The following is a 17,609-nucleotide window of genomic DNA, read 5'->3' as shown; positions in this document are numbered from 1 at the left end:
TGATGCGCTCCCGCCCTGTCTCCTGACGGGCCGGGAGCGTTTTTTCTGGAACTCTCACGGACCGGGCCGCATGCCGTATGCGGTGCCGGTGTTAGCGCATGTGGTCATCGCCGCTCAGCTGGATAGTCATCGCGATCGCTCTTTTCTGGGCCGTCGGCGCTTACAACCGCCTGGTGCGTCTGCGCTCGGCGGTGGTGCAGGCCTTTGGCAGTCTGGACGCCCACCTGGTCCGATGGCTTGCCATGGTGGGTGAGTTCGACGCCGCTCAGGTCACCGCCGGGGCCCTGGACCGTGAAGCACACAGCACCTTGCAAGGGGCCACCACACAATTGACAGTCTCTTTGGCCGTGGCACGGGCGCGACCGTTGCAGGGGGAGCCCGTGGCGGCGCTGTCTGCCGCGTGCGCGGTTCTAGATGCAGTGTGGCTGAATCTGCAGCCTGGCGCCAATGCCGAAGATGCCAACCGCAAGATGGCGCATTGGCGCGCCCGGTGGGACGAATTGCGCAAGCATAACGAACAGGCGGCACAGATCTTCAATGATGCGGTGCTCCATTACAACGCCGCACTCGGGCAGTTTCCCGCACTGATGCTGGCCTGGGCCTTCGGGTTCACTCCAGCGCGTGCGCTGTCCATTGCGTGAGAAAGCCATTCATGACACCAACCGGTTCACACCGCCGACCCCGCACCGCGCCCGCACCTGGAAGCCGCGATTCCTTGCCGCCACGGCGCAGCACCGACTCCCATGGAGCGTCCGGGGTTGCGCTGTGGGAGCAACTCGCGGGCGTCGCCACGGCGTTGCAGGCCATTTGTGCCGGCCAATCGGGCACGGCGGCGATGGCCACCGTGGATGCTGGCTTGCGGCCGGGGGTGCAGGCGCTGCTTTTTCAGGTGTTGCGCACGCTGGGCCGGGCACAGGCACTGCGGCGTCAGCTGGTGTCTCGCACGCCGCCTCCCGCTGCCGATGCGTTGCTGTGCACGGCTTTGGCACTGTCGTGGCGGGCCGACGAGGCGCCTTACGAGCCCTTCACCCTGGTCAACCAGGCCGTGGAAGCGGCCAAACGCAGCATGGCCACCCGTGCGCAGGCCTCTTTCATCAATGCCTGCCTGCGCCGCTTTCTGCGGGAGCGCGAAACCCTGGTCGCCGCGACCGATGCCGACCCTGTGGCGCGCTGGAACCACCCGCTGTGGTGGGTGAAAAAGCTGCAGAAAGACCACCCGGCGCAATGGCAGCAGATCCTGCAGGCCAACAACGCCCACGCACCCATGGTCTTGCGGGTGAATGGAGGGAAAAGCACGGTAGCGCAATACCAGAAAGCGTTAGCTGCTATGAATATTGAGTCATCCGCGGTCGGTGAATATGGGCTGATCCTGCAGCAGCCCCTGCCGGTGGCGGACTTGCCGGGATTCGCCCAGGGAATGGTTTCGGTGCAGGATGCCGCTGCGCAGCAGGCAGCACCGTTGCTGCTGCAAGGGCTGGACCTCACGCAGCCCTTGCGGGTGCTGGATGCCTGCGCCGCGCCGGGAGGCAAGACCGCCCACCTGCTGGAATACGCGGGCGCAGCCAGTCCCATCCAGGTGACCGCGCTGGAGGTGGATGCCGTGCGCAGCGCACGCATCCACGAAACCCTGGATCGCCTGGGCCTGCGCGCGCAGGTGCTGGTGGCCGATGCGGCGCAGCCGCAGGACTGGTGGCGGCAGCACTGCGCCGGTGCCTTGTTCGATGCGATCTTGCTGGATGCCCCGTGCACGGCATCGGGCATCGTCCGCCGCCACCCGGATGTGCGCTGGCTGCGCCGCGAAACCGATATTGCCCAGCTCGCGGCCCAGCAGGCACGCCTGCTGGCGGCCCTGTGGCCGCTGGTGAAACCGGGCGGGCGCCTGCTGTACTGCACCTGTTCGGTGTTCCGCGCCGAAGGCGATGCGCAGGTCCAAACGTTTCTTGCGCACAACACCGATGCCCGGTTGCTGCCATCCCCAGGGCATTTAATTCCTGGCAATGGAAACAATCGCGGAACAGTCCCGGACAATGCAGCGAGTGAGCACGACGGATTTTTTTACGCACTGTTGCATAAAGCCCCCGGGTGAGCGCCGCATGGTCCGCTCGATCTTCTGTTGGGTGTTCGCCTGGCTGTGCGTGCTGGCCTGGCCGCTGCAGGTACAGGCGCAATCGCATGCGAGCGAAGTGACCGATCTGCGCCTGGAGCGCGCGGACGATGGTGTCTACCTCAGCGCCAGCTTGCAGTTGGCACTGCCCGAGCTGGCCGAAGACGCCCTCTACAAGGGCATTCCCATGTTCTTTGTGGTCGAAGCCCAGGTGCTGCGGGAGCGCTGGTACTGGTCAGACCGCCAGGTGGCCACCGCCACCCGCCATCTGCGCCTGAACTATCAGCCCCTGACCCGGCGCTGGCGTCTGAGCACGTCGCCCGTGCCGTTTTCGAACACCGGGCTGGGGGTGGCGCTGGGCCAGAATTTTGACGACCTGCGCGATGCCGTGTCGGCCATGCAGCGGATTTCGCGCTGGAAGATTGCGGAGGATGGCGAAATCGATGCAGATGCTGTGCACACCGTCCATTTCCGGTTTCGGCTGGACATGACGCAATTGCCACGTCCCCTCCAGATCGGGGCCGTGGGCAGCGCGGGCTGGAGCCTGGCGGTCGCCCGGAACCAGCGCCTGGCGCCGGAGGTCACACGGTGAGCAAGCGCAAACTTTCCGCGGAATCTGCGTCAACTCAGGCATTGGGGCGGCAGTCGCGGGCGGTGCGCTGGACCGTCGGGGTGGGTGCCGCCATCATGTCGGCCATCGGCATGGTGCTGCTTTTCATGCTGACGCTGGCCACCAACAACCGGGCGCTGTACGAGCGCAATTACGCTTGGCTGTTCGGGGTGAACGTGCTGGTGGCCGTGCTGTTGCTGGCGGTGCTGGTATGGGTGGGCGTGCGGCTGGCCGTGCGGCTGCGGCGCGGGCGCTTTGGCAGCCGCCTGCTGGTCAAGCTGGCCGCCATTTTTGCGCTGGTGGGCCTGCTGCCCGGGCTGCTGATCTATGTGGTGTCGTACCAGTTTGTCACCCGGTCCATTGAAAGTTGGTTTGATGTGAAGGTGGAGGGCGCTCTGGTGGCGGGAGTGAATCTGGCGCGGGTGTCCCTCGACTCCATGGCCGAAGACATGGCGAGCAAGGCGCGGGCCGCCAGCGTGCAGCTGGCCCAGGTGCCCGATGCCGCAGCCGGGCTGGTGCTGGAGCGCATCCGCGACCAGCTTTCCGCCGGCGACGTGATCTTGTGGAGTGCCGCCGGGCACGCTGTTGCCAGCGCCGGCCAGTCGCGTCTCAGCCTGAGCCCGGAGCGCCCTGGCGCAGCGCAGCTGCGCATGGTACGCCAGCAGCGCACCCTGGCCCAGATCGAGGGGCTGGACGACATTACCGACCCTGCGGCCGCGCAGAGCGCACGGGTGAAGGTGTTTGCGCTGGTTGCAAGCCCCAGCGTGGGTTTGCTGCTCGAGCCGCGTTTTTTGCAGGTCACCATGCCGCTGCCACCGGCACTGGTGGCCAATGCCCTGGCGGTGCAGGAAGCCAATCGGGAATACCAGGAACGAGCCCTGGCCCGCGAGGGCCTTCGCCGCATGTATGTGGGCACCTTGACGCTGGGCTTGTTCCTGGCCGTTTTTGGCGCTGTCCTTCTGGCCGTATTGCTGGGCAACCAGCTGGTGCGGCCGCTTCTGGTGCTCGCGGAGGGGGTGCGGGAAGTGGCGGCGGGCAATCTCAGCCCCAAGGCCGCCCTGCAGGGCAAGGATGAGCTCGACGGACTCACGCGCTCCTTTGCCACCATGACCCAGCAGATTGCGGACGCGCAGGGTGCGGTGGAGCAGAGCATGGGCGAGGTGGATGCAGCGCGTGCCAAGCTGCAGACCATTCTGGACAACCTCACCGCAGGTGTGGTTGTCCTCGACCAGCAAGGCGTCATCCTGTCCTTCAATCCGGGTGCCACGCGCATCCTGCGCGCCCCCATGGCGGCCTACGCGGGTCAGCCACTGGCAGCGGTGCCGGGGCTGGCCGTTTTTGCCGCGGCAGTGCAAAAGCAGTTCGATGAATTCCTGGGTGACCTCCACCACCACGGACTGGACCATTGGCAGCAACCGTTTGAGCTCCATGGCTCCGCCAGTGGCACGGCGCACCACGCGACCAGCCTGGTCATGCGGGGTGCCGAGCTTCCAGATGCGTCGCGGTTGTTGGTTTTTGACGATATTTCGGAAATTGTTTCGGCCCAGCGTGCCCAGGCCTGGGGAGAGGTGGCGCGGCGCCTGGCCCATGAAATCAAGAATCCCCTTACCCCCGTCCAGCTCTCTGCCGAGCGCCTGGAAATGAAGCTCACCGGTAAGCTGCCGGCGCCGGAGCAGGCCATCTTGACCAAGTCGGTCCGGACCATCGTGGAGCAGGTGGATGCGATGAAGCGGCTCGTCAACGAGTTCCGCGACTATGCACGCCTGCCCGCTGCCGAATTGCAGACGCTGGACCTGAACACGCTGGTGACCGACGTGCTCTATCTGTATGGGGCCGAAAATGCCACGGTACCCGTGGAATCCGAGCTGGATCTCCGTTGCCCGCCGATTGCCGGCGACGCACAGCAGCTGCGCCAGGTCGTGCACAACCTGCTGCAAAACGCCCAGGACGCCACGGTGCAGGCTCGTGCAGGGGGCTCTGAGCCGATGCTGCCGGTGCGTATCAGCACCCGCTGGAGCGAGTCATCGCACCGTGTTCGCCTGACCGTGACCGATAGTGGCTCAGGCTTTCCCGCGCACATCCTTCAGCGGGCATTTGAACCCTATGTCACCACCAAACCACGGGGCACCGGACTGGGCCTGGCCGTGGTGAAGAAGATTGCCGACGAGCACGGTGCCCGGATCGAGTTGTCGAACCGGCTTGACGACGGCGTGGTGCGGGGGGCACAAGTGTCGTTATCATTCGCCACTTACCCATCGGTGGTGTCATAACAACACCCACTGCAGCATCCAAGGCGCTTCATACACATGGCAAACATTCTGGTGGTTGATGACGAACTCGGTATTCGTGACCTCTTGTCGGAAATCCTGAATGACGAGGGACACAGTGTGGACCTTGCCGAGAACGCCACACAGGCGCGGGTGGCGCGTGCGGCCGGTGCGTACGACCTGGTGTTGCTGGACATCTGGATGCCGGACACGGACGGCGTCTCGCTGTTGAAGGAGTGGGCCACGGCTGGAGCGCTCACCATGCCCGTCATCATGATGAGTGGACACGCCACCATAGATACCGCCGTGGAGGCCACGCGGATCGGCGCTTTCTCGTTCCTTGAAAAACCCATCACCTTGCAAAAGCTGCTCAAGGCGGTGGAACAGGGTCTGGCACGCAACGCTGCCCAGCAGTTGGCTCCCGTGGCCGCCCAGCAGCCCGCAGTCGCGCCCATGGAGGGCGGTTTTGTGCCCGCTCCGATCGTCACTACCGCCATGCTGGGAGAGTCCGGCCCCCACGCGCATCAGGGGTTCGATCTGGACCGCCCCCTGCGTGAAGCCCGCGACGGCTTCGAAAAAGCCTACTTTGAATTCCATCTGGCCCGCGAAGGCGGCTCCATGACCCGTGTCGCAGAAAAAACCGGACTCGAGCGCACCCACCTGTACCGCAAGCTGCGCCAATTGGGCGTGGATCTTGGTCGCGGAAAGCGGAATTAATCTTGGGATCGTGGGTGATTCGGTCGGAAATTTGGGTATATAATCTAAGGCTCAGGCCCGGTAGCTCAGTCGGTAGAGCAGAGGATTGAAAATCCTTGTGTCGGCGGTTCGATTCCGTCCCAGGCCACCAGTCAGCATGCGCCCCAGCGCCCGAAAGGGTTCTGGGGCGTTTCTACAACCGCGGTGGGTTTTCTGCAATTTCCAGCGGGGGCCGTATGGAAACTGTTCGAGATTTATGCGTGTCCGTTCGGGAGTACCTGAAGGATCGCGTCGCAAATCCACTATACGTTTGCTACGCTGCGGCATGGTGCATCTTAAATTTCCGGCTGCTGCTCATCCTCTTTGGAGACCAGAGTCCTGCAGAGAAGATCGCCTACATCGATCAACGCCTTTACACAGCATGGTGGCATTGGGCTTGGTTCAGTTTCGGATATCCGCTGGTAGTCGCGTTGCTATTTGTCGTTACGAGCCCGTTTGTTAACCGGTGGGTGTTTTGGTGCTTGAAAGGCCGGGAAAAGAAGACAGTTGAGGGCTTACTCCGCATCGCTGACGAAACTCCCTTGCCAAGATCGGCTGCAGATCATCTTCGGGCCACTTTCTTTGCTGAGCGCTCGGCCGCCTCATACTGGTCGCGCTGCAGGTGCAGTGCTCCCAGCATTGCCAGGACTTCTGCACGTGCCGGTTTGTCGCTCAGAATGGCTTCGTAGCGCAGCGCTGCTGCATCCAGCTCGCCGGCCCGGTGCAGGTCGAGGGCTTCGTCGAATCGATCGTGCGGGGACGAAATTGCGGGTGGCTGGTGGTGGAGGTTCATGGGGTCGCTCGCGTTGCGAAGATGCGGTGATCAGTACTCAAGAGTCAGCGAAATCGTGGCTGTGTAGCTGCCTGCCGGCAGTGCCTTGAAGTCGGAAGTTGCGATCCTTCCGTACAGGGGCACGGTGTGGTTGCTGCCGTCCCGCGCGATATTGAGCGCTTCTCCAGGGCTGCTGGCGGGGAGGTCGGTACTGAGAGCGGCATTGAGGCTGAGCCGGAACGGGAGGTTGTCGGCGCCGGAAGTCATGATGCGAGGACTGGCGGAATACAGTGTCGGCGCGGTCGTCACCTCCGCGTTGCAGCTGACCCAGAAGCTCGCTCCGCTGTTTGTGGTCTGGTCCGGCGTGCTGGCCAAGGCGATGACCGGGCCGAAGGCCAGCGTAGCCCCCGAAGCCACCGTGCATGTCGGCGCGGGCCAGGCCGGTGGGCTGCAGCTCGTCAAGGCCGCCAGCGCGAAGACGCGAATCATTCGGCGCGGGTGGCGTGTCGGCCGACATGGCCTCAAGGGTGGTTTCATGGTCCGTCCGCGCAAGTCAAAGGACCGATGCGAGGTTCTTCGCCTTCGGATCCGGTTAATCGAAAAGGCAAGGTGCAGGAGTTGCCCTCCCAGGCCACGGCCAGCTGGTTCTCGTTCTGCAAGTCGCTGAGATATACCTCGCCGCGCCGGGCGACGCTGAATTCGTGGCCGGCCGGGGTCAAGCGCACTCGTGCCCCGCTTGGCACGGGTCTGCCGTCCGCTTGGTGCAGGATCACGAGCGCGTTGCGCGCACGCCGCACCGGAATGTCGACGAAGACGCCGCTGCGGGCGTAGGGTGTTACGGTGCTCTGGACCTGGCTGATCTCGGCGCTCATTGGAAGAAGTGCTGCGTCGATGGTCAGCAGATTCTTTTGGTAGGGAAGCAAGCCCGGCACCACTGCCGCGCCATTGCGCTCGGTCAGGGCCGCCGCTTGGTGGCTGCGCATCACCGGCACCCCTTCGAAGTCGCCCACGCGCACCACCGCGAAGGCGCCTTGGCCGATATGGCGACTGGCGAACGGCACGCCCTGCAGCCAGCCCAGCGAGCCGCTTGCCCCCAGCCGCACGGCATTGGTTCCTCGGCCTGCATTCGATTCGGCGCTGAACTGGGCCTGATTGGTATTGAGCGTGACCCCTCCTTGCGCGGTTTGTCCCGGCGAGTCGCTGGTCTTGACACGCCAGCCCCAGCCCGGTCCTGCCGGCGCGCTGCGGCTGGCCTGTGCACTCATGGTCCTGCGGCCGGTCGTGTCGCGAATGCCTTGGCTGGACAACACGGTCTGAGGTTGAAGCGGCAGGGTCAGGCTCAGGCCGCCGCTCCAGCTCTTGTTCGGCGCCAATTGTTTGCTGACATAGGCCGACAAATGCAGGTTGGAGGTCAGGGCCCAGCTGAAGTTCAGGGCAGCGAGACTGAAATCGTCACCATCCCATGTGGTCTGGCGCGCATAGCTGATGCCTAGCGACATGCCGTGACCCAGCGGCAAGCCTCCGCCGGCCGTGAAGCGGGTTCTCGGCCGAGGCTCCGTCGACGCTGCGGCGAACTGACGGAACCTCTCTCCAAAATAGTCCCAGTTCAGCGCCCAGCTGCCACGCCTGCTGCTTCGCTCGAGTCCCAACAGGTAGCGGCCACCGCTGATTGTTGCCGACGAGTCGGTGTCCTCGCTACGCGACCAGGCGGCGCCGACCCGCGCCAGAGCCACCGTGCCCAGCAGTCCCGACAACTCCAGTCCGGCGGCCCGGCGCGTGGGCTGCAGCTCAACCCGCCCTTCGGCCGTCAGTGCGGATGTGAGGCCTCGGCGGTAGGTGCTCGCTGCGAATCGATCCCCATAGTCGGCGCTCTCCGAACCGTAATTGAGCCTCAAGGCACCGGCTTCGAACGAAAAGTCGGCGAGGCCGGGTGCCAGCAGCCGGGGGGCTCCATAGTATTTTTGCGTCACCAGGGTGTCCACGCCGCGCAGGTCGCGCACCACCAGGGTCAGCTCGCCTTCGCCGTTGACCACAGGGATGTTGCTCAGCGTGAACGGACCCGCTGCCATCTGCCGACCTGCGATGACGCGCTGGTTGTTCACCAGCAAGTCCACCGAGGATGGCAGTGCGGCCGAGCCTGCCAAGGTCGGCATCGGGTGGGTGATGTAGCCCGGAGCGAGTGAGAAGTCCCGACCCCAACGAATGCCGCCGAAGCGCACGGGCCGGCTCCCGGCGCCGCCACTGCCCAGGGTGTCGCCGATCGTCAGGGAGGCCATGCGATCGGGAAAGTCCTGGCGCCAGAAGGTTTCCGTGCGGACCGACCTGTTTCCCCCTTCGTTGCCTCGGACGAGGGCTCCTGTCATGAAGGAGCCCCAGCGACTGAAGGCGACGGTTTCCACCAGTCCGCCGTGGCTGTTGGTGCCGGCCTCGCCACGAATGGCGAACATGTCGTAATTCAGGTACAGGCCCGGCGGTGCCGCGTTCGGCGGTATGTCACCCCTGCCCGCCAGTGCCATCCCCGTGGCCTCGAACGCTTCGGCGGGGACGGTCAAGGCCAGCTTGAGCTGGCGCAGATCCATCGTGTAGCGCAGGCCGGGCAAGGCATCGAGCGCGTAACCGGTCTCGCCATCGGGGAGCGGCAATGCTTCGCCATGCGGGCGCAGGCGGGCCGCTTTCCAGGCGGCCAGAGGCAGCACCAGGCGCCCGTCGGGCCGACGTTCAGCGAGAACGATGTCTGGCAGGGGCTGGCCATTGACGCTTAACTCCAGCAGCAGCATCTGTGCCGGGCCCTGGCCCTGCAAGCCTTCGGCTTTCTCGCCCGCCGGCCCCGCAGGGGGGGGCGAGGACGCAGGGGAAATTGCCATCGGCGGAGCATCATCGTCCGTCAGGCCGAGCACCACTTCGGCGCCCTTGAGCTCAAGCCTGGGGCGTGCGCTCTTGCGCAGCGTCAGAATCAGGCGGGTGCGCTCGTCGGTGCTGATCAGCATGAGCGATTCGATCATGCCCGATGCAAAGGACTCCTTGCGCCGGGGCAGGCCCGTGACGCCCGGAAAATCCACGAGGATGCGGCTGCCCAGGGCATGAACGAGCGGCGGGCCGGCGGCTGGTTCGCGCAGCGTCAGTCTCAGCGTGTCTTCGGCCCTTGTCGTCGACAGCACAGCGATACGTTCAATTGCCGCGCCGGGAAAATTCAAGGTGATGGCGGGGCTGGAACCTGCGCTCAAGGCGAGCGCGGCAGCAACAGAAAAGTCGCGCCAGCTGGCGACCGAAGGAGGACTCGAAGGACCGTGACTGTTCTGGAATATCGGACAGGCGAATCGCATCGGTGATCATGCTTTTCTCAGGGTGAATCCCATGTGCGCGGAAATTCCGGCACATGGACGATTCTCGCTGGTGTCAGGTGACATCAAGGCGCGGGCAGGACAGTCGTGGCCGGGCCTGCAGAAGTTTCCGCCCGGACATGCACAGGGTCCTGGAGCCGAGCCGGTCGCTCGAAGACCCATTGGCGCCAGGCGCCAGCCAGGACGCGGACGCCTGCTGCGGGCAGCTCCTTGCGTCCCTCGGAGGTTTCGAGGGTCAGGCGCTTGAGTTGCAGGTAGCGCTGGCCTTCATTGTCGAGCCGGACGCACATGCTGGCCGCAGGCGCCATGCATGGCCTGAGCCGGGGCTGGGGAGCGGCGACACCCTTGTCGGTGACGAACACCGGGAGGTTGTGGCGAAAGCGGAACGTCAAGCCGACTCCCGATGCAGCGGGTGCTTCAGGCGTCACGTCTTCCAGCACCAGCCGATAGGCTTTCTCCCTCATGCCGAAGGTCCGCCGACGCGGCGTGACGCGAAAGATCTGGCTCGCCTGCGGCGCAATCTCGGCAAGCGGCGGCACGATCATCAATTCGTCGGTGGCCTCGTACCGGTCCGCGCCCTCGGTCTGGTTCCAGCTCAGGGTGTCGCTCTGAAGATGGATGGGCCGATCGGAAGGGTTGGAGATGGTGACACCATGGGCCGCGCCGGCGAGCGCGGCGCCGGCGACCAGGCCCCAGCGTTTCGGACGCCGGGGCGATGCCATCGCGTGCTCGGTGCTCAATAGTCGACGCTCAAGGTGACCGCTCGCGTGTAGGTGCCGGCGGGCTTGGAGCCGAAGTTCGAGGCCAGGATCTTGCCGTAGACGGGGACCGCCTGGGCCGTGCCGTCCGGTGCAGCGATGTTGGAGCTCATGGGGGCGGCGGTCGGGAGGTCGTCGAGCGCGGCGCCGCTGGTCAGGCTCAGGTTGAACGCGAACGATTCGGCGCCGTTTTCGAGGGTTCGGGTGGTTGCCGAGTAGAGCTTGGGAGCGGTTCCGGTCGTGCAAGCAACCAGCAACGAGCCTGCGGTGTCCGCCGTCACATCGGTGGAACTCGCCAAGGCGGCGGTGGAGGCAAACGTGAGCGTGGATGCAGACACGGTGCAGGAATTCGTCAGGGTGGCGGACGCGGTCATGGTGCCTGTTGCCGTGGCCGCCTGGGCCGCGCCGGCGCCCAGGATCAGCCCTGCTGCCACCAAGGTGCGAACCAGTGTGGTCTGTGTGGATTTCGTCATTTGAAGCTCCTTTCGGGATGGATGGTGCGGGATGCACATGTGGGTCGGCCCGGTGGACGAGTGCCGACGGCGCCTGTGCACTGGTGCCGACGCATGCCGCATGGTCCGAAGGGCGAACATGCAAATTGTTACCGTTGTAAACAAAAGACGGTATCGGGAGGGCCTGATTTGCAACTCGGAAAATTCCCATGGAACAGGCGCTGCGACCTCGGCTTGATGGCCGGGTGGCGCGGCTCCGTCCTGCCCGCGCCTACCTGCTTTCGGGTCCAAGGTGCTGGTCAGCGTAGCGCACCAGGTCGGCCATGTTCTGCAGGCCGAGCTTGGCCATCAGATTGGCCTTGTGGGTGCTGATGGTTTTCTCGCTGAGGAACAGGGTCCGTGCGATCTCGGCGTTGCTCTGGCCAGCGGCCAGGCGCTCGAGGACCTGGCACTCGCGCGGCGAGAGTTTTTCGCGCGCGGGCGGGGGCGCCGCCGGGGAGAAGGCCAGCGTGTCCATCAGGCGCGGGTCGACATAGCGGTTGCCGCCGGCGAGGCGGCGCAGGGCCTGGAGCAGGGTGTCGGGCTCGCTGTCCTTGGTGACGTAGCCGCTGGCGCCGGCCCGCAGCGCGGCGCGCACGATGGCGGCGTGGTTGTGCATGCTGACCACCAGGATCGGCAGCTCGGGCCTGAGCGCGCGGATCTGGCCGATCAATTCGGGGCCGTTGGGGGCTGGCATGGTCAGGTCCAGCAGCAGCACGTGACAAGGCGTGTCCTGCAGGCGCGCCAGGGTACTGGCGCCGTCCACCGCCTGGCCGCTCACGCGCAGGCCGGGTTCGCCGTCGATGATGCGCTGCAACCCGCTGCGCACCATGGCATGGTCGTCGGCAATGATGACGTGTACCACGTCGGGCAGGGGAACCGTGGCGGTGCTGTTCACAGGTTACAGCCCCGTGGTCAGGGAGGCATGGTCGAGGAGGGGGATCATGCTGGAGGGCTGCAGCAGGCCGTGCCGCGGTATGCGTGCCCGCACGGTCGCGCCATGGTCCGGGCGACTGTCGATATGCAGCTCGCCGCCGAGGGCGGCTGCGCGCTCGCGCATGCCCGACAGGCCGAACGAGGCCGCGGCGTTGGGGGAGAGTGCAAAGCCGCGGCCGTTGTCGCGCACGCGCAGATGCAGCCAGTTGCCGCGCAGGGCCAGAGTGACATCGATGCGGCTCGCGCGGGCGTGGCGTGCCGCGTTGGTGAGGGATTCCTGCAGGATGCGGAAAATGCCGGTGGCGCGTGTTTCATCCAGTGTCAGGCCGGGGGGGAGCTGGTTGTCGAGCTCGCAAGGTATGCCCAAGCTGGCCTGGAACTCGGCGAGCAGCCCCTCGGCGGCCTCGGCCAGGCCGATGTCCAGCGTGGCGGGGCGCAGCTTGCCGGCAATGTCGCGCACGATGGCCAGGATGTCGTCGATGCCGCGCTTGAGCGCAGCGACCTGCGCCGGCAGCAGGCCGGCCGGATCGGCCTGCACCGCTCGCGGAAGCATGGACATGTCCATGCGCAGCACGGTCAGGCGTTGTCCAAGCTCGTCATGGATCTCGCGCGCGATGTGCCTGCGTTCGGCCTCCTTGACCGCCATCTGGTGCGAAGACAGCGCACGCAAGGCCTGCTGCGACGCGCGAAGCTCGGCATTGCTGTGGGCCATGTGCTCGGACAGAAGGCGCGAGGCACGCATGCGGATTTTTTCGGCCTGGGTACGCCTGCGCGTGCTCAGCAGCAGCAGGCAGAGCGCCAGCAGCAGAAGCAGGGAGCCAACGGCGCTGCCAGCCAAATAGTAGCGGCGATGGTCGGCTATTCGCTGATAAAGCGTGCCGTCCGGTTGTCCAACGAACAAGGTGAGGGGGTAGCCGTCGAGCTTGCGCCAGGCGTAAGTGCGCTCGACCTGGTCCACGGACGAGCGCAGGCGCGCCAGGCCGTTGTCGGGCAGGCCTGGCCTCAGCTGCGACACCGTGGGAGCGCCGCTACCGGCATGGGGGCTTTGCGGCTGACTCAGGCGCAGCACGATCGCCCCGTCGTCGCGCACCACGCTCAGGGCGCCGTCCTTGCCGAGGTCCAATCCCCTGTAAAGGCGCGACAGATATTCCGGCGCGACCGCGAAGCCCATGAACCCCGCGAACTGCCCCGCCGGCGTGTGCATGGGCCGGGTGAAATAGATCAGCGTGCGACCGGCCAAGCGAGCCCGTATCGGCGGACTCGCGAGGAAGACATCGGCCGCGCTGTCACGGTGCGTCTTGAATGAGGCGGTGTCGCTCAGGTCCAGCCCCGCGGCCTGGGGGTTGAAACTGCTGTAGCGCAAGCGGCCGTTCTCATCGATCGCGACGATGTCGAATTCGAACTCCAGGCGCGCCTGGACCTGGCGGCGCCGCACCGTATCGGCAAAGCTGGTGGGGCGGCTCAGCCATTCCTCGCGCAGGTCGAGCAGGATGAGGTCGGCCGCGCGTACGGTCGACTGCAGTGCCTGTGCGCCGATGTCGGCCATGGATTCGAGGCCGCTTTGGGCGTGGCGCCGTTCGTCGCGCTCGTGCTGCTGCAAGTCCCACAACAGCAGGCTCCACAAGGCGCCCAGCAGCAAGCCGCCCGTGATCGCCCACTGGGCGGCCAGCGGCCATCTGGACCAGAAAACGAAAGCTTGGCTCAAGGTGTTGGGGCGACCGGGCGCGGCTCCCAGGCCACATCCTATGGCGGTACGGGGCGCAGCCGGTACTTTGCGAAAAGAGTCGCTTGCGACGGAGATTTTAATCGCGGCAGTCGTCTCGAACCGGCTATGGATGGGTGCTATAGCCAATGCCAGGTGCAACCAGCGACGGCTCTGCACCTCAATCGTCGAGCGAGGCGCTCCAGCGGTCGTTCCAGTCGCGCGCCTGCTGCTGCTCGCGCCGCTCGCGCTTGGTCGGGCGCCCCTGGATGAGGCCCAGCGCCGGTTCGGGCGCCAGGCGCCGCTGCTCGGCCGCGCGCTCGCGTCAAATGAAGCCGCTCACAGATCGAACTTGGCAGCGATTCGCAAGGTCCGGGGCGCGCCGGTGCCCAGCAGGTTGTTGCCCGCCGTCGCCCAGTAGGTCCGGTTGGTCGCGTTGTCCAGGTTGGCCTGCAGCGTCACGCCGGTGCCGGCCCATTTGGTGCGGTAGCGCGTGCCCAGCGTCAGCAGGGTGTAGCTGCCCACGAAAGCGTCGTTGGCGTTGTTCACGGCCCGTTTGCTGACGTTGTACAGGCCGGCGTTGAGGGACCAGCCGAGGACCTGCGGCACGCGGTACTCGCCGAACACGCTGAAGGTATGGCGCGGCGTGTTCGCCGGGATCTTGCCGGCTTCCGCGGCGTTGCTGGAGGCGGTGATTTCCGCATCCAGGAGCAGCGCTGAAGCGATGACGGACCACTGCCGCGACAGCTCACCGCTGGCCGACAGCTCCAGGCCACGGTAGCGGCTCTCGCCGCCGATGACGAACTGATTGGCCGCGTTCACCGTGGTTTGCGGCCGGTTGATCTCGAAGGCGGCGGCCTGCAGCAGCGCGCCGGTGCTGCTGCGCCACTTGGCGCCCAGCTCGTACTGCTTGTTCACCGCCGGCAGCAGCGCTTCCCCGGAGTTGGCGTGCGTGAGCGACGCCGTGCCAGTCTCCTCCAGGCCTTCCAGGTAGCTCGCGTACAGCGAGAGGTTCTCCACCGGCTTGTACATCAGCGACAGGTTGGGCGATACGTCGCTGGTGGCGTACTGCGAGCGTGCGCCGGCGGCCGTGTTGTTGGCGCTCTGGTAATCGCTGTAGCGAAGACCGGCCATCGCCTGCCACTGGGGCGAGAAGGTGAGGCGGTCGAAGAGGTACACACCCTTGTCGACGATGTCGTTGCCACCGCCGCGCGTGGCGATCACCGGGTTCAACTCCGGCACCGGCCGGGGGTTGTAGACATTTTGGCTTTGCTGGGCGGTAGGCGCGGATTCCCCTAAGTAGGAAGCGCGCCGGTTGTACATGGCGCCCAGGGTGAGGTCATGCGCCACCGGCCCGGTGGTGAAGCGACCGTTCAGGTCAGCGCGGTGGCTGGTGTTCTCGAAGCGCTGGCCGTTGCCGAAGAAAATGTTGAGCGTGCCTTCGCCCGTGTCCAGGTTCGTGAAGTTGAAGGCGGAGTAGCGGCGGTCGCGCTCGGTGATCGCCTTGCCCGTCTCCAGCGTCACCATCCAGTCGCTGCCCAATGCCAGGTCGCCACGCAGCAGCGCATTGGTCGCGTACGCGTCGTAGTGCTGCCACTCGCCGGCCGCGTTGTTCTTGTTGTCGGGCAGGCGCGGCACCACGGCACGCCCGGCCACGCGGGGCAGCGTGATGGCGGCCTGCTCGCTCACGTCCTTGCGGTAGTGCTCCAGGTCGAATTTGAGGTTGAAGCCGGAGTTCACGCGCCAGTCATAGGCCATCGACAGAAGCTGGCGGTCGCCTTTGTAGTTGCGGATGCCGATGTCCTCGCGGCCGCCCACGGCGTTGATGCGCAGGCCCATGCTGTCATCCGCGCCGAAGCGACGGCCCATGTCGGCGTGGACGTCAACGGCGCCGTGGTTGTTGATCGAGGTGGCGATGCTTGTCACCGGCGTCTTGCCGGCGCGCTTGGTGACGAAGTTGACGATTCCCGAGGGGGGCACGAAGCCGTAGTACAGCGAGGAGGCACCCTTGAGCACCTCGACCTGTTCCTTGTTCTCCAGCGGGATGTCGATCAGGTTGATGACCGGCAGGAAACCGTTGAGGCGGTAGTTGCCGCGGTTCTCCACCAGCAAGCCGCGGATGGAGATGTTGTCATAGGTGGAGCCCGAAAGCTGCGAGCGTGTGACGCCAGCGGTGTTGCGCAGCGCGCCGAACACGCTGCGCGCCCCCTGCGCGTCCAGCACCTCGCGCGTGACCACGTTGTTGGTCAGCGGCACGTCCAGCGGGTCCTGGTCGCGGAAGGCGCCGACCTGGACGTTGCGGGAACTGTAGCTGCCCGCGTTGTCGCCGGTGACTCGGACTTCCGAAAGGGTGCGGGTGGTGCTGTCCTGGGCGAGCGACGGGGCGGCGGTGAGGGACGCAATGGCCATGGCGATGGCGACGCGGGGGAAATCAGGGAAGTGCATCGTTAGAATTCCGGATTGTTAATGAGATCAATTCGTATTCTAATTACAAATGAAAACATCCCTGCGCCGTCTTTGGTTGAAGTTGCACCGCTGGACCGCCCTGGGCCTGGGCTGGCTGCTGGGGTTGGCCGCGCTGCTCGGCGCCTTGCTTTCCGTGGCCAAGCCGCTCGATCGGTGGGCCCATCCCGAATTTTTCATGGAGCAAACGTCGCCGGCGCCGGCGCACGCCTCGCCACTGGAGCCGGCGCTGCGGCAACTGCGTGCCGAATTCGGTCCGCAGGCGGGATTCACCTTCCGGCCTCCGCGCACGGAACAGGACACCTTGTGGGTTTACGTGCGGGGGCCTTGGGACGGCACGATCTATTTTGATGCGGCGGGCCAGGAGCGCGGCCGGCGCGACGAGCACGAAGGTTTCTACAATCTGTTGTTCGAACTCCACAGTTCCCTGCTGCTCGGCGATCCCGGCAAGGCCGTGCTGACTGGGGCGGCCCTGAGCTATCTGTTGTTGCTGGTGACGGGTCTCGTACTCTGGTGGCCTGCGCGGTGGCCACCTGTGCTCAAGATCCGCTTGACAGGCGGGTGGCGCAAATGGGTCTTTGACCTGCACAACGTCGGCGGCGCAGTGCTGGGCGTTTTCATCGCCGTCTCGGTCGCCACGGGCGCCTACATGGCATGGCCGCCCCTGCGCACGCTGGTCAGTTCCGCGTTCGCGGAAGTGCCGTTCAAGGCACCCACGCTGACGGCAGATGCATCCGCCAAAACCTGGCTGCCGCTCGACGAGGTGGTGGCGCGGGCGAACGCTGTGTACCCAGGCGCAATGGTCGGCTACGTGCAAGTGTCGCCGGCGCAACCGGTGCGCGTCCGGCTGAAGCTGGCGGAGGACCCGCACCCCAACGGCCTGACGTCGGTGTGGCTGCACCCCTCTACCGGCACCGTGCTGGCCACGAAGCGCTTTGACCAGCTCGACACGGGGCTGCGCATCGTCTCGGTGGTTTACCCGCTGCACACCGGAGAGCTCGGTGGCCTTGCGCTGACCATCATCGTGGGGCTCGGCGGCATGGTGTTGGCCATGCTCTCGGTGACAGGCCTGGTTCTGTGGTGGACACGGCGCCAGTCGCGCAAAAAGGCGATCGCCTGGACGGGAAGCCGAGTGACTGAGCAGTAGCAGAACCGACGGAATTGAATGCGCCAAAGCGGTTGACGCGACACATTCAGGCGTGGCGCAGCGTCAAGTCAACACCCGCACGACCTCATCACAAGAATGTTCGTGCGGTCTGGAATTCCCGGCTCGAATCTATTCGGAGCACCTGGGTCTACCGGCGGATATATTTATCTGGCGCACGGCCGCCGATCAGGGCCCTTCACCTCCTTGGACCGGAGTTTGCGAACGAAAGCGAGGTGGGGCCGAGGACCGGACTCCACCACCAAACACCCTGCGCCTAGTCTCT

The 17,609-nt window shown here is 65.6% G+C and carries 14 protein-coding genes, 1 tRNA gene and 1 pseudogene; 7 read left to right on the top strand and 9 right to left on the bottom strand.

The window, feature by feature from the left end; translation table 11 throughout:
• Nucleotides 1–98: 98 nt before the first annotated feature.
• The 6 genes from AC1Q5S_RS15610 to AC1Q5S_RS15585 all read left to right on the top strand — a co-directional run bounded on the left by AC1Q5S_RS15610 (nt 99) and on the right by AC1Q5S_RS15585 (nt 5,828).
• Complete coding sequence (locus tag AC1Q5S_RS15610) at nt 99–641, top strand: LemA family protein (RefSeq protein WP_492239062.1); 543 nt, start codon at nt 99–101, stop codon at nt 639–641.
• A gap of 11 nt (nt 642–652) precedes the next feature.
• On the top strand, nt 653–2,086 hold the full coding sequence (rsmB, locus tag AC1Q5S_RS15605; protein WP_492239061.1) for a 16S rRNA (cytosine(967)-C(5))-methyltransferase RsmB: 1,434 nt from the start codon (nt 653–655) through the stop codon (nt 2,084–2,086).
• Between the two features lie 7 nt (nt 2,087–2,093).
• On the top strand, nt 2,094–2,696 hold the full coding sequence (locus tag AC1Q5S_RS15600) for a DUF4390 domain-containing protein (RefSeq protein ID WP_422205579.1): 603 nt from the start codon (nt 2,094–2,096) through the stop codon (nt 2,694–2,696).
• Nucleotides 2,693–4,984 carry a sensor histidine kinase gene (locus AC1Q5S_RS15595; RefSeq protein ID WP_492239060.1) on the top strand — a complete coding sequence of 764 codons (2,292 nt, stop codon included), beginning with the start codon at nt 2,693–2,695 and terminating at the stop codon, nt 4,982–4,984. Before AC1Q5S_RS15600 ends, AC1Q5S_RS15595 begins: the two co-directional genes overlap by 4 nt.
• Nucleotides 4,985–5,020: 36 nt before the next feature.
• On the top strand, nt 5,021–5,698 hold the full coding sequence (locus tag AC1Q5S_RS15590; protein WP_092697434.1) for a response regulator: 678 nt from the start codon (nt 5,021–5,023) through the stop codon (nt 5,696–5,698).
• A 54-nt stretch (nt 5,699–5,752) separates the two neighbouring features.
• A tRNA-Phe gene (locus AC1Q5S_RS15585) sits at nt 5,753–5,828 on the top strand.
• Nucleotides 5,829–6,278: 450 nt separating this feature from the next.
• Here AC1Q5S_RS15585 and AC1Q5S_RS15580 read toward each other — a convergent pair.
• The 9 genes and pseudogenes from AC1Q5S_RS15580 to AC1Q5S_RS15540 all read right to left on the bottom strand — a co-directional run bounded on the left by AC1Q5S_RS15580 (nt 6,279) and on the right by AC1Q5S_RS15540 (nt 16,161).
• Complete coding sequence (locus tag AC1Q5S_RS15580; protein WP_422205577.1) at nt 6,279–6,509, bottom strand: hypothetical protein; 231 nt, start codon at nt 6,507–6,509, stop codon at nt 6,279–6,281.
• A gap of 30 nt (nt 6,510–6,539) precedes the next feature.
• Nucleotides 6,540–6,977, bottom strand: coding sequence for a spore coat protein U domain-containing protein (locus tag AC1Q5S_RS15575; RefSeq protein ID WP_422205575.1), 438 nt, complete (start codon nt 6,975–6,977; stop codon nt 6,540–6,542).
• Nucleotides 6,978–7,021: 44 nt separating this feature from the next.
• Complete coding sequence (locus tag AC1Q5S_RS15570; RefSeq protein ID WP_492239059.1) at nt 7,022–9,811, bottom strand: fimbria/pilus outer membrane usher protein; 2,790 nt, start codon at nt 9,809–9,811, stop codon at nt 7,022–7,024.
• Between the two features lie 83 nt (nt 9,812–9,894).
• Nucleotides 9,895–10,569: a fimbrial biogenesis chaperone gene (locus AC1Q5S_RS15565; protein ID WP_492239058.1), complete on the bottom strand. Its 675-nt coding sequence runs from the start codon at nt 10,567–10,569 to the stop codon at nt 9,895–9,897.
• Complete coding sequence (locus AC1Q5S_RS15560) at nt 10,566–11,060, bottom strand: spore coat protein U domain-containing protein (protein ID WP_492239057.1); 495 nt, start codon at nt 11,058–11,060, stop codon at nt 10,566–10,568. The genes AC1Q5S_RS15565 and AC1Q5S_RS15560 overlap by 4 nt, the downstream gene beginning before the upstream one ends.
• Nucleotides 11,061–11,310: 250 nt before the next feature.
• A complete protein-coding gene (locus tag AC1Q5S_RS15555) occupies nt 11,311–11,976 on the bottom strand; it encodes a response regulator (protein WP_422205567.1) in 666 nt (221 codons plus the stop codon).
• 3 nt (nt 11,977–11,979) lie between these two features.
• On the bottom strand, nt 11,980–13,719 hold the full coding sequence (locus tag AC1Q5S_RS15550; RefSeq protein ID WP_422205565.1) for a cache domain-containing sensor histidine kinase: 1,740 nt from the start codon (nt 13,717–13,719) through the stop codon (nt 11,980–11,982).
• Between the two features lie 178 nt (nt 13,720–13,897).
• Nucleotides 13,898–14,041, bottom strand: a pseudogene (locus tag AC1Q5S_RS15545) (RNA-binding S4 domain-containing protein); the annotation flags it as partial.
• Nucleotides 14,042–14,055: 14 nt separating this feature from the next.
• On the bottom strand, nt 14,056–16,161 hold the full coding sequence (locus AC1Q5S_RS15540) for a TonB-dependent siderophore receptor (RefSeq protein WP_422205563.1): 2,106 nt from the start codon (nt 16,159–16,161) through the stop codon (nt 14,056–14,058).
• Between the two features lie 49 nt (nt 16,162–16,210).
• Between AC1Q5S_RS15540 and AC1Q5S_RS15535 the strand changes: the two genes are divergently transcribed.
• A complete protein-coding gene (locus AC1Q5S_RS15535; protein WP_422205561.1) occupies nt 16,211–17,326 on the top strand; it encodes a PepSY-associated TM helix domain-containing protein in 1,116 nt (371 codons plus the stop codon).
• Nucleotides 17,327–17,609 lie beyond the last annotated feature (283 nt).

The organism is Acidovorax sp. GW835-FHT14B10 (genome assembly GCF_058793725.1).
Note: the sequence above shows the minus strand (reverse complement) of the source record. Positions and strands in the feature narration are given on the sequence as shown.

Excerpts from the sequence above, each read along its gene's own strand:
- AC1Q5S_RS15610 (WP_492239062.1), top strand. The coding sequence starts at position 99 with ATGTGGTCATCGCCGCTCAGCTGGATAGTCATCGCGATCGCTCTTTTC.
- rsmB (WP_492239061.1), top strand. The coding sequence starts at position 653 with ATGACACCAACCGGTTCACACCGCCGACCCCGCACCGCGCCCGCACCT.
- AC1Q5S_RS15600 (WP_422205579.1), top strand. The coding sequence starts at position 2,094 with ATGGTCCGCTCGATCTTCTGTTGGGTGTTCGCCTGGCTGTGCGTGCTG.
- AC1Q5S_RS15590 (WP_092697434.1), top strand. The coding sequence starts at position 5,021 with ATGGCAAACATTCTGGTGGTTGATGACGAACTCGGTATTCGTGACCTC.
- AC1Q5S_RS15580 (WP_422205577.1), bottom strand. The coding sequence starts at position 6,509 with ATGAACCTCCACCACCAGCCACCCGCAATTTCGTCCCCGCACGATCGA.
- AC1Q5S_RS15575 (WP_422205575.1), bottom strand. The coding sequence starts at position 6,977 with ATGATTCGCGTCTTCGCGCTGGCGGCCTTGACGAGCTGCAGCCCACCG.
- AC1Q5S_RS15570 (WP_492239059.1), bottom strand. The coding sequence starts at position 9,811 with ATGCGATTCGCCTGTCCGATATTCCAGAACAGTCACGGTCCTTCGAGT.
- AC1Q5S_RS15560 (WP_492239057.1), bottom strand. The coding sequence starts at position 11,060 with ATGACGAAATCCACACAGACCACACTGGTTCGCACCTTGGTGGCAGCA.
- AC1Q5S_RS15540 (WP_422205563.1), bottom strand. The coding sequence starts at position 16,161 with ATGCACTTCCCTGATTTCCCCCGCGTCGCCATCGCCATGGCCATTGCG.
- AC1Q5S_RS15535 (WP_422205561.1), top strand. The coding sequence starts at position 16,211 with ATGAAAACATCCCTGCGCCGTCTTTGGTTGAAGTTGCACCGCTGGACC.